This is a genomic window from Mycobacterium sp. NGS15 (assembly GCF_059813245.1).
The window spans coordinates 543,890-555,431 of record NZ_JCALEF010000005.1 but is presented as its reverse complement, the minus strand read 5'-3'; the positions used below and the strand labels follow the sequence as shown (position 1 = coordinate 555,431).

Below are 11,542 nucleotides of genomic sequence, written 5' to 3'. Positions count from 1 at the left end.
CTGGGCCTGCGTACTGGCGTCTGAGAAATCAGCGCTGAGATACCTTGTTGTGCAAGGAAATAGGCCCTCTACGCGAGTCTTTGGCGTAGGTCCTTCGGCCGTATGTCGGGCCATTGCTCATCGATGTACTCAAGGCACGCCGCACGGCCGGCATGTCCGTAGACCGCGTGCCAGCCCGACGGTGCGTCGGCGAAGGACGGCCACAGGCTGTGTTGTTCCTGGTCGTTGACCAGGACGAGAAAGCTGCCACTGTCATCGTCAAAGGGATTGGTTTGCATCGATTTTCCTCATCATCACGATCCGAGCGCAACGGCGCCGCATTCAGCACCGGTTCTGCCGCCTCCGGATCACGTGTGGCTGTTGAGATATCCCCCGCGCCGGAAGTACTCTTCGCCACTGCGCTCCGCCCCGTCTGCGCAACGAATACGAGTGATCACCAAGCCGCGGTTGCCAACGCGGTACGCATCGGACCCACACACCACCACGCCGCCTTCCTCCTGGACGATCACCCGGCCCGGCGTCCCGCCGTAGCGGGCCTCGGAGATCCGCGCCTCCAAAACCTCGATCCGTTCACCGTCGTAGAAGGTGAAGGCGCGGGGGTACGGGTCCGACAATGCACGGACAAATCGTTCGAGATCCTCGGCAGACCATGTCCAATCCATCGCGCTGTCCCGCTCTGAACGCTTGTGGCAGTATGTCCGTTCGGCCTTGTTCTGCGGCCGCCAGACAGCGTTGCCGGACTCCAGCGCACTGAGCGCTTCGGACAGCACGCCCGGAATCAGGTCCATACCCCGCAGGACCAACTCGGTGCCGGTGTCCGCGGGGCCGATCGGAAGCGAATGCTGCACCAGAATGTCACCGGTATCCAACCCGCTATCCATGCGGTGCACGGTCAACCCGAATTCGGACTCGCCGCTGATCAACGACCATAAAACGGGGGAAAATCCGGTGAATTTCGGCAGCAACGAATCATGGAAGTTTAGAGTGCCGTGTGGAGGAAAATCATAGAGTTCGACGGGCATCCGGTTGTACCAGCTATTGACAACGATGACGTCGGGCTCGGCACCCTTGACCAAATTGATGGTTTCGGCATCGACCCGCTTCGTGAAATGCACAGGAATACCATGTGCGCGTGCGAGTTCGTCGACCGGCGCCGACCAAATCGCCTTGTACGACTCCTCGCTGGCCGGGTGCGTGACAGCGAGGACGACCTCATGCCCAAGGTCAATCAAGGCCTGCAGGGTTCGGTAGCCCCAGACCTGATATCCGAACGACACAATGCGCATGTACGACCCCTTAGCTCTTAAGCGCTGGTCAGGGGCTTATGCCCACAAATTGAATACCACTGGCAGATGAGCTTAAGGGGTTTCACAGGTTACGCAAGCCTTCCCTAACCTGAGGGAAGCGACGCGGGAACCGGACATCAGGCCTCTCACCTGCACGAGCACACGGAACGCAGCGTGGCGAAAGTTCTCAGGCGTCGGCGCCCACCATCAACTTCCTCGGTAGAAAAACCGCCGGAATAATGGTGAACACCGCTAATAAAGCGGCCACTAAGAATACCGCCGTGTACGCGTGCGAAAGCCACTGAGGCGCATTTATCGCAAAATCTGAAGTGGGATTCACGACCGAGCTACTCGATATTCCACGATTGACGGTTTCTCCATCCGCTATGGACAACGGATCGACCTCAATTCCGCCTCCGGCACGATTGAACTGATTGGTCAACAGCGTTGCCATCAACGCGGCCCCCACAGATCCGCCCACCTGGTCGTTGACGCTCAGCAGCGTGGTGCCACGCGCGATCTGGGACGGCGCCAGCGACTGGACGCACGCCGCCGACAGTGGCGTCGACGTGCAACCGACCCCCATACCCATGACCATCAACCCGGCCAGCAGCATCGGCGAGAAACCTGCTTGTCGCGCCACACCGAATGTGAAAATGCCCAAGCCCACCGCAATCAACGGGAGACCAATCAGCACAATCGTGCCGGGCCCGCGTCTGTCCATGAAGATCCCCGCGAGGGGCATGGTCAGCACGAGGCCGACTCCCATCGCCACCATGGACATCCCGGACTGCATCGGCGTTTGATGCAGCACCACTTGGAAGTAACTCGGCACAAGCAAGCTGACGCCGACAAAGGTGGCGGCGAAGGCGAACTGCGTGATGTTGGCCCACTTGACCACACGGTTTTCGAACAGCCGTAGGTCGACAAGAGGATGTGCGGCACGGTTCCTGGTGTGCACAACGAACGCAAAAATCAGTGCCGCACCGATGATTACGGGCAGCAGGACATGTCGGTCGGCCATGCTGTCGTGCCCGGGAATGGCTGACATCCCCACGAGCAACATCGCTACGCCCGGTGAGAGCAGCAGTGCGCCCACCACATCGAGTTTCTCCGAAGGCTCGGGGTTATCCCCGGGAAACATGAGGGCCGCCAACATGATGGCGCTCAACCCGATCGGCAGGTTGATCAGGAATATCCATTCCCAGCCGTAGCTGCCGATCAACCATCCCCCCAGGATCGGCCCACCGATCGGGCCGAGCAGGAAGGGCACCGCTCCTATGGCGACCACTCTGCCAAGGCGCTTTGGGCCCGCCTCGCGGGTCAAGATCATGAAGCCCAGTGGCATCAACATGCCACCGCCAATGCCTTGAATCACACGGAAGATGATGAGCAGCAAAATGTTTGGGGCCACTGCGCACAACAACGAGCCAACGGTGAATACCAGGACGGCACCCATGAACAGGCGTTTCGTACCGAAACGGTCGGCCGCCCATCCGGTCATCGGGATCACTGTTGCGAAGGCAAGCATGTAACCGGCGATGGTCCAGGACACCACGGCCTGACTGGAACCGAACTCGGCGACAAAGGTGCGCTGAGCCACCGCCACAGCCGTACTGTCCAAAAATGCCATGACGCTGGCCAAACCACAGATGCCAGCGATCCGCAGCAGTGCGGCGTCGAGCTTGTCAGGGTGCCCCGACTCGTTCACACCACGCCGCTCAGCCGACCCGCTCGGCGCCGAGAGGGCGGTAGGCACGCTGTCCATAGGTCGGCGAGTATATCCACGCAGAGGGGCCAGTTGGGGTCTACCTCAACGGGCCCGTCACCGCTTCTACCGGAGCTTCCGGACTCCGGCCGCGGCTCGAATACCAACGGTAGTAATCGTTCTGAACCCGGCTCACGATTCCCGGTAGAACGCGGTAGGAGTCGCGGTACAGGATGCCCAGGGGGTTGTTCACCTCGCGACTGCGCCGCCTGATCGCGTCGACGACCATGTCGACGCCCTCCTCCAACGTGAGCGATGCGTACTGGCTCCAGTCCGACGGGGCGATCATGTCGGTCGTGACCAGCGGGAGATGAACATTGCTGACGCGCACTCCGTCGGCACGGCTCTCGATGCCCGCGATGCGCAGCACCGCATCCATGGCTGCCTTCGACCCGACATAGGCAGAGAAATCCGGCAGGTTACCCAGTACTCCAATCGACGAGCTGTGCACGATATGCCCCGAGCCGCGGGCACGCATACCCGGCAGCAGGCGCAGCACCAGGCCCACACCACCCAGGTAATTGATCGCTACGGTTCGCTCGTAATCGTGCAGCCGGTGTTCGGAGTCCGCGAGCGACCGCATGATCGATCTGCCCGCGTTCAGCACCAAAATATCGGGTGCCGCAAAGCGTTCGAGCACCTCGTTGGCAACCGCATCCGCGCCGTCACCTGTCGATAGATCGCCGGGCACGGCGTGCGCGACGCCACCTCGCGCAGTGATCTCGCGCACGACGTCGTCGAGCTCATCGGCCCGGCGTGCGGTGACAATCGCACAAGCGCCCGCATCCGCGACCCTCTCGGCCAGCCGCCGGCCGATCCCGCTGGAAGCACCGGTGATCAACACCGTGCGGCCACCCACACGCTCGGACAGCGTCGGTGTCCATGGGTAGCTGATGCTGACCGGTTTCGTGAGAACGTTGATCAGGTGTCTGACGGCCCGCATCGGGTCTCCCATAGCTTGTGTGCTGCTGACTGTTTCGCGTTGCACCGGCAGAGCCGGGGTCTGTCGCCACGAGCAATGATCATGTTGGCATCATTCGTTGTCAAGCTGCGGCCGCGATGCCAAGTTTCCGCGTCCCGCCTTCCTACTGCTTGCTATCGTTGCTGATGGGCGCAAGTTTTGGGGGTCGTATGCGATTCAGCGCGACAGTCATTCTCGTTGCCGCACTCGTCTGTGCGTGTGTGTCCCCCCGTAGCTCCGCCCGGCATGACGAATGGTCTTCGCTCGTGTCGATGCTCGCCGACCAGCAAAAGGCTCTGCACGACAAGGACCCTTTGTACGGCCTTCCCGGCACACTCACACCGACGACTCGCAACAACATCCGCGCAAGGGAACGGCAGTGGGGCCTGTACCTCGATGCCGACCACCGGGAACTGCTCCAGATATCCGACGGCCTGCGCGCCTTCTGTGGCTTCGATGACTTGTTCTCACTCGCCGATTCGGCGCCCGGCTCGAGGAGCTGGGACGACATGAAGGCGTACATCGAAGGGGCATCGCTGACTCCCGAACACTTCGGTGCCCACTCCTTCAACCAACTGATTCCGGTTCTCGGCGCCGAGGACGACTACGTCATGATCATCGCGGTAGCCCACTCATATTTCAGTGACGAGCCGGGCACCGTGTTCGAGCTCGGCGGTACTGGCCCCAACGGGATCGGCCAGTACCCCACCCTGATGGACGCGGTGAGAACCAAGTCGGAGTGGTACCAAAGGGAACTCCGGAGCACGCATCCGTAAGCGCACCGGGGAACCACAACGCGTGCGCGATCGTCTGACCTAACAAGAGGGCTTCCGGGGGGACACATGACATCAAGACGGGGCTTGTCCGCACGGCACCCGCTAATAGCCGTCGCATGCCCCGATTTCCCCGGACGCACCCGATAACCACGGTAACCAGATAGGTTGAATGCCATGTCCGATCTGCCTACTCGCACCTATGCCGAGTTTCCCGGAATCAGCACCCGCGCCTGGGAACACCCGGCTGACCGGGCTGCCCTGCAAACACTGCGCGGCCTCAAAGGCTTCGACACCATCCTCAAGGCACTGGCCGCGTTACTGCGGGAACGCCAGCACCGGCTGATGTATCTGGCGACCGCCATCCGCGTCGATGATCGACAGTTCACGTCACTGCACGACACTCTCAACGACTGCGCCCGCGTCCTTGACGCCCCCGAAACCCCGGAGCTCTACGTCATTCAGGGGCCATACGCCAACGCGTACACCATCGGCATGGACCAACCGTTCATCGTGCTGACCTCGGCCCTGCTGGACCTGATGAACGAGCAGGAGCTGCGCTTCATCATCGGCCACGAACTCGGGCACGCACTCTCCGGGCATGCGGTGTACCGCACCATGCTGATGCACCTCATGCGGCTGGCGGGGAACCTCGGCTGGATGCCGATCGGCGGATGGGCGCTGCGCGCCGTCGTCGCCGCGCTCATGGAATGGCAACGCAAGTCCGAGCTCTCCGGAGACCGCGCCGGAATGCTCTGCGGTCAGGACGTGGACACCGCGATCCGGGTGGAGATGAAGCTGGCCGGGGGCTCACGCCTCGACGAGATGGATACGCAACGCTTTCTGGCTCAGGCGGCAGAGTACGAGCGCACCGGAGACATGCGTGATGGCGTACTCAAACTGCTCAATCTCGAACTGCAATCGCACCCGTTCTCCGTATTGCGGGCCGCCGAGCTCAGCAAGTGGATCGACCGCGGCGAGTACGGCACGATCCTCAGCGGGGACTATCCGCGACGTGAAGAGGACGCGCAGGCCGATCTGGGTTTCGAGCTCCGCTCCGCGGCAAGGTCATACAAGGAGAATTTCGATTCCTCGACCGACCCGCTGATCTCCGCGCTGCGCAACTTCGGATCCACGCTCGACGGCGTCGCCAATGTCGTCGGCCAAGGCGTCACCGATGTCGCCACCGATGTGCGACGTCGGTTCTCACAGTGGCGCAACAGTTCCGACGACGAGCCACGCGACGGCGACGCCTGACCGATCCGAACTCGACACCCCATGACATCGGCCCACGACCCACATGTACTGCGCACAACCATGCGCACCGATCTCACCGCCGCAATGAAGGCCCGCAATAGCCTAGCCGTGAGCGCACTGCGGACGGCAATCGCCGCGATCGACAACGCCGAGTCAATGGACGACGCAGGGCAAAGCACGCCGAACAACACCCATATCGCCGGTGCGACAAGAGGTCTCGGGTCGGCCGAGGTGCCGCGCCGGGTGCTCTCCCCCGCCGACGTGCGTGCCATCCTGCAGGCACAGATCGATGACCGTGCCACCGAAGCCGAGCGCTATGACACGCTCGGTCAAGCGCAGGCCGCCACGCTGCTGCGCGTGGAGGCCGCGGTCATCGCCGGGTACCTATAGCGACCCGTAGCGCCGCGCGATGCCGTCGCACAGGATCTCCACACCCTTGACGATCACTTCACGCGGATTGGTCACCTGCGGCAGGTCGCCCACCCCCACCAGCGCGGCCAGCCGCGGCGACTCCGGCAGCTCGGCGTTGCCGCCGATCAGTTCGGAGAGACCCGAAAAGTCGGTGCGTGCACCCGGGGACACGAGCTGCCCACCGACCGCACCGAGGCCGACGCCCTGCGAGTAGCTCCACACCTGAAACGCCAATTCCGCAGCCTCGGGCACCGGAACCCCAAGATGACCGAAGGCCTCTAGCAACCAGTCGAAACACACCAGGGTGTCGGGCTGCATCCCGTTGCGTGGCACCGCGTACGCCAACAACACCCAGGGATGGGTGCTGTACAGATTGAAGTCGTATTCGACGGCGACGCGCACCCGCGCACGCCAGTCAGGGTCACCCAGCATGTCGGCGGGGTAGGCGAATCGGCGGGTGACCTCCGCGGTCATCTCGACCAGGAGCGCATCCTTGTCGGCGACGTGGCGGTATAGCGACATGGCGCCCACTCCGAGGGCCTCGGCGATCTTGCGCATGGACACACCGGTCAGGCCTTCCGCATCGGCAATCGTGATGGCCTTGGCAACAATCGATTCCAGCGTGAGACGCGGATCGGTCACGATGCTCCCTCCATAACTCGATTGACCGGCTTCGCCAATTTGCGTACAGTGTACCCAGTCTACTGCGTACGCCGTACGCGCCCCAATATCACCGGAGCGATACCCCATGACCAGCTGCAAGAGCACTGCGCCCGAAAACGCGACGCCAGAAGGCGCCCGCGCTGGACGCCGTACCTGGTTCGGGCTGGCCACTCTCCTGCTGCCCGTGTTCCTGGTGTCCATGGACGTCTCGGTGCTGTTCCTGGCGATGCCACGGCTGTCCGAGTCGCTGAATCCGTCGGCGGCCGAACAGCTCTGGATCCTGGATGTTTACGGATTCCTGCTTGCCGGACTGCTCATCACCATGGGCAACCTGGGCGACCGGTGGGGGCGCCGGCGTCTCATGCTCTGGGGTGCAACTCTTTTCGGCATCGCATCGGTGATCGCCGCATTCGCACCCACCCCGCTGGCACTGATCGCGGCACGCGCGCTGATGGGTATCGGCGGAGCCACGCTGCTGCCCGCCAGCCTGGCGCTCATCGGGGTCATGTTCCCGAACGCCCGCCAGAAGGCGCTCGCGGTCGGCATCTGGGCCGCAGCCTTCTCATTCGGAGCCGCCGTCGGGCCCGTCATCGGCGGCCTACTGTTGCACCACTACTGGTGGGGCTCGGTGTTCCTCATCAACGTTCCGGTGCTGATCGTGCTACTACTCACCGCCAACGCACTCATCCCCGAATACCGGAACCCAGTTTTGGAGCCATTCGACCTCGCCGGCGTCGCGCTGTCGATGACCGGAATCATGACCTTGGTATATGCCGTGAAAGCCGCCGCTACGCATGGCCTCTCGCTATCAGTCGCGATCACCGGCGTGATCGGCGTCGCCACCCTGGCGGTGTTCGTCCGGCAGCAGATGCGCTGCCCGCACCCACTGCTCGCGCTGGACCTGTTCCGCAACAGGACCTTCACCGTGGCAATCGTCGGCACTGTCGCCGCGATGGCGACGTTCGGCGCCACGACCTACCTGACCGGGCTCTACCTGCAGTCGGTACTCGGCTTCGATGTGCTGGCCGCCGCCTTCCTGGGACTGCCGATGGCACTGACCGTCGCCTACTTCTCGATGGACGCGGCGCGTATCGAGCGTCTACTCGGGGAGCGCTGGACGTTTGTCGTATCTCTGCTGGCCATGGCCGCCGGCAACGCGGTACTCCTGGCGCTGGGCCCGCACGGGCCGGTGGGCGTCTACATCGCGGCGACGGTGATCGTCGGCGCCGGTGCGGGTGTCATGTTCACATTCGTCTCGGCCGTGGCACTCAATGCCGCCCCGACCGAGCGGGCTGGGCAGGCCACCGGCATCTCCGAGATGAGCTTTGAGCTCGGGACGGCCTTCGGACTGGCATTGTTCGGTGCCCTCGCCTCGGCGATCTTCGCCGCGCGCACCCATGTGCGCGAGACACTCGGGCAGGCGATGGCGCGCGCCAAGGACATCGGTGGTGAGGCGGGCGCCGCCGCGGCCGAGCTCGCGAGGACCGGGTGGACCGACGGAATCCACGCGGTGGCTGGGGTATCGACGCTGGTCCTGGTGGCCACCGCGATCACGGCCGCCGTTGTGATGCGTCACAGCGACACCTGATCGGGAACCTTCGGCGCGCCGGACTCGTACAACACATATGACCCGCGAGATCCGAGACCTCGACTCCACCAATGAGGCCGTTGCCCACCGGGTGATCGCCACGGCATTCGCAGACGATCCCGTGGTCCGATGGGTGAACTCCGACCCCCGGCGTGACCAAGGGATATTCCGCGGGATCTCGCTGGCCCTGCACGGCTCGGGCCAAGGCGAGTACCTGCTGTACGAGGACGGCGTGGCGGTCGGGGCCGCGCATTGGGATCCCCCGCGCTGGGAGCCGCCGGGCGCGCAGAGGATGCGGGCCATCCCGTTGCTGCTCGGCGCGGTGCGGCTTGGCGTCTTCCGCGGTATTGCCCTGGCGCGTGCTGCCGCGGCCGTCCGGCCCAAGCACCCGCACTGGTATCTGGCGACCATCGGTGCCGCCGTCCCCGGCAGAGGCATCGGCTCAGCGCTCATCAAACATCAGATCGACCAGATCGAAGGTCCGGCGTATTTGGAGAGCTCCAATATCCGCAACAACCCGCTCTACGAACGGTTCGGTTTCACCGTGGTCGACGAGATCAAACCGGCGCCCGACGGCCCGACGCTGTGGGCGATGTACCGGGACTGATTGCGCGCCAACGTCGCTGATGGCGCACCCATCGGATCGCTGAGAATCGGTAACGACCCCGACTACCCTGGCGATGGAATACCTAGAGTTCGGTGTGTATTGGTGCTGATAGTTGTCTCCGCCCGGTATGGCGGGGGCGCCGGTAGTGCAGAGGGTTTGACATGACGATTGTTCCGCCTCCCGTCGAGGACACGGCGATGCGGGCTTGGGAGTTCCCTGAGGGCGACCCCGAACCACCCGCGCAATGGAGCCAGTACGTACCCGGTGAGTCACAGCTGCGTGCCGCGGCTTTCGGGACACTGATCGGCCTGCTGGTAGCGGTGGTTATGGGCGCGGCCTACGGCGCCCAACCCGGCGAGTCGTTGTGGGCGTTGAACAGAACCGTCTTCACCGGCCACTCCCAGGACGTCGCGGTGCGTGCCGTGGTCTCCCCACTCAAGAAGGCCCAGGACATCTTGGGCAACGGTAAGCAGCCCTCACCCGATCAGCTCACCGAGGCCCGGACCTCGCTCAACGAGGCCAAACGGGGGTTGGAGTTCGTCTCCGCCTCCAATGAGCGCACCACGCTGCAGAACCTCTATCTGCAGCTCACTCAGCAGCTGCGCCAGTACACGCCGGAACAGGCCCAGCAGCTTCCCGCGCTGCCCGCGCCGCCGGAGGTGAATACCGACGCGAATTTGGCCGCCAACGTGGGACCTGTCGCTTCGGCCCCATCGCCGCCGAGCTGGGGTTATGCCACCGCCGCGAGCGCACCCGGCCCCGCACCGCAGTCCTATTCGGCCCCCCCGCCTCCCGGAATTCCTGTCGATCCCGTTGCCGACTGGCCGGCTCCCGTCGCGCCACCGTTGACGCCCAACCTGCTCGATCTGGGCAGCTATGACCCGTCGTGGTCTCTGCTTTACGGATACAACGTGTTGGACTGGTTCAACTGGGGTCTGTCCGGCTTCAACCGGTACGGATTCGACTTCATGGGCTTCGATCGATGGGGTTATGACCGGTGGGGTTATGACCGGTGGGGCTATGACCGGTCGGGTTACAACTGGGACGGCTATAACTGGTCGGGTTATAACCGCGACGGCCGCGATCGAGACGGGCGCAACGAGTGGGGACAATTCCGTGACGACGACCCCCGCGACCAGGGCTGGTACGACAGGTACCACCCGTATCGGGAGTACTACGAGTGGAAGTTCCAGAACACCAACCCGGTGTACAGCCGCAACCTGTGGGATCAGGCGCATGGGATCGATCCCACTCAGTACCGGGATTGGAACCTGAATCGCAGCTGGGACAACCCCTTAGAGCGGGACTGGTCACCCGTAGCCAGCACCGCCCGCGTCGCCGACCACCCGGCGCTGGCCGAGCCGGTGGTGAACCTCGATGCGTCACTCGCGCAATTCATCACCGACGACAAGTCGGCACGCCCATCCGGGGATCTCATCAAGGATCTGTCGACGAAGTCGGTCCGAAACTTCAGCAAGGAACTCGGCAATCCCGCCCCGGCTCCTGAGAAGTCTCCGACACCGGCATCCCCTGCCGAGGTAAAGCCCTCCGCTCCACCGGTATTGACGGCGCCAGCGCCTACCGTGCCGCCTAAGCAAGTGCCCGAGGATTTCACGCCCCCGTCACTGCCGACAGTCCCGCCACTGACGCCGGCCCCATCCACGGAGCCGCGCGCGACGTCCAGCACCTCAAGTCCGGCCCCGTCGACCGAGCCGTCACACGCACCGGCCCCGACATCCGGGCCTTCAGTCAGTGCTACCACCAGCGCGCCGACTTCGGCGCCTCCGGCACCCACGCCGAAGGACGAGACATCCGCACCCGTGACGACATCGGCGGCTCCGACTCACGAAACGCCGGTGACGACTCCGCGTCAAACGGCCACCACACCACCATCGGAGACGCCCGAACCGTCGACTGCTCCCGAACCGACCAAGCAGCGCAGCACGCCAACCTATGAGGCCCCGACGTCCGAAGCACCCGCACCGCGGGCGACAGCAGAGCCGGCTCCTACCGAGGCTCCGACGAAGCAGGCACCCGTCGAGCGGGAGACACCTCCCTCACGTGCGTCGGCGCCCGAACCCGCCCGGGAGGCCCCTACGCGTGAGGCACCATCGCGCGAAGCACCGACACGGGAGGCACCGGCGTACAGCACGGCGACACAGGCACCCAGTTCGGGCGGCAGTAGCGGCGGTGGCGGCAGCGGTGGCGGCCACCACTAGCGAGAGCCC

11 protein-coding genes are annotated in these 11,542 nt (G+C 64.0%); 6 read left to right on the top strand and 5 right to left on the bottom strand.

Annotation, left to right across the window (positions count from 1 at the left end; genetic code table 11):
• Positions 1 to 68 precede the first annotated feature (68 nt).
• The 4 genes from AC5Y5C_RS17280 to AC5Y5C_RS17265 form a co-directional block, all read right to left on the bottom strand.
• Positions 69 to 278, bottom strand: coding sequence for an MbtH family protein (locus AC5Y5C_RS17280; RefSeq protein ID WP_499974419.1), 210 nt, complete (start codon positions 276 to 278; stop codon positions 69 to 71).
• Between the two features lie 69 nt (positions 279 to 347).
• The gene (locus tag AC5Y5C_RS17275; RefSeq protein ID WP_499974417.1) at positions 348 to 1,286 is read right to left on the bottom strand and encodes a methionyl-tRNA formyltransferase; all 939 of its coding nucleotides are present in this window, start codon (positions 1,284 to 1,286) and stop codon (positions 348 to 350) included.
• Positions 1,287 to 1,473: 187 nt separating this feature from the next.
• Positions 1,474 to 3,054 carry a DHA2 family efflux MFS transporter permease subunit gene (locus tag AC5Y5C_RS17270; protein WP_499974415.1) on the bottom strand — a complete coding sequence of 527 codons (1,581 nt, stop codon included), beginning with the start codon at positions 3,052 to 3,054 and terminating at the stop codon, positions 1,474 to 1,476.
• A 40-nt stretch (positions 3,055 to 3,094) separates the two neighbouring features.
• Positions 3,095 to 3,997: an SDR family NAD(P)-dependent oxidoreductase gene (locus AC5Y5C_RS17265; RefSeq protein ID WP_499974414.1), complete on the bottom strand. Its 903-nt coding sequence runs from the start codon at positions 3,995 to 3,997 to the stop codon at positions 3,095 to 3,097.
• 284 nt (positions 3,998 to 4,281) lie between these two features.
• Between AC5Y5C_RS17265 and AC5Y5C_RS17260 the strand changes: the two genes are divergently transcribed.
• From AC5Y5C_RS17260 to AC5Y5C_RS17250, 3 genes are all read left to right on the top strand, one after another.
• The gene (locus AC5Y5C_RS17260; protein WP_499974683.1) at positions 4,282 to 4,791 is read left to right on the top strand and encodes an SMI1/KNR4 family protein; all 510 of its coding nucleotides are present in this window, start codon (positions 4,282 to 4,284) and stop codon (positions 4,789 to 4,791) included.
• 174 nt (positions 4,792 to 4,965) lie between these two features.
• Positions 4,966 to 6,045, top strand: coding sequence for a M48 family metallopeptidase (locus AC5Y5C_RS17255; protein ID WP_499974412.1), 1,080 nt, complete (start codon positions 4,966 to 4,968; stop codon positions 6,043 to 6,045).
• Positions 6,046 to 6,066: 21 nt separating this feature from the next.
• On the top strand, positions 6,067 to 6,435 hold the full coding sequence (locus AC5Y5C_RS17250; RefSeq protein ID WP_499974411.1) for a GatB/YqeY domain-containing protein: 369 nt from the start codon (positions 6,067 to 6,069) through the stop codon (positions 6,433 to 6,435).
• On the opposite strand, the gene AC5Y5C_RS17245 is transcribed toward AC5Y5C_RS17250, so the two are convergent.
• Complete coding sequence (locus tag AC5Y5C_RS17245; RefSeq protein WP_499974410.1) at positions 6,430 to 7,098, bottom strand: TetR/AcrR family transcriptional regulator; 669 nt, start codon at positions 7,096 to 7,098, stop codon at positions 6,430 to 6,432. The genes AC5Y5C_RS17250 and AC5Y5C_RS17245 overlap by 6 nt on opposite strands.
• A gap of 106 nt (positions 7,099 to 7,204) precedes the next feature.
• On the opposite strand from AC5Y5C_RS17245, the gene AC5Y5C_RS17240 reads away from it, so the two are divergent.
• From AC5Y5C_RS17240 to AC5Y5C_RS17230, 3 genes are all read left to right on the top strand, one after another.
• Positions 7,205 to 8,707, top strand: a complete 1,503-nt coding sequence (locus tag AC5Y5C_RS17240; protein ID WP_499974408.1) for an MFS transporter — start codon at positions 7,205 to 7,207, stop codon at positions 8,705 to 8,707.
• 37 nt (positions 8,708 to 8,744) lie between these two features.
• Positions 8,745 to 9,314, top strand: a complete 570-nt coding sequence (locus AC5Y5C_RS17235) for a GNAT family N-acetyltransferase (RefSeq protein WP_499974407.1) — start codon at positions 8,745 to 8,747, stop codon at positions 9,312 to 9,314.
• Between the two features lie 161 nt (positions 9,315 to 9,475).
• Complete coding sequence (locus AC5Y5C_RS17230; protein WP_499974405.1) at positions 9,476 to 11,533, top strand: hypothetical protein; 2,058 nt, start codon at positions 9,476 to 9,478, stop codon at positions 11,531 to 11,533.
• Positions 11,534 to 11,542: the final 9 nt, after the last annotated feature.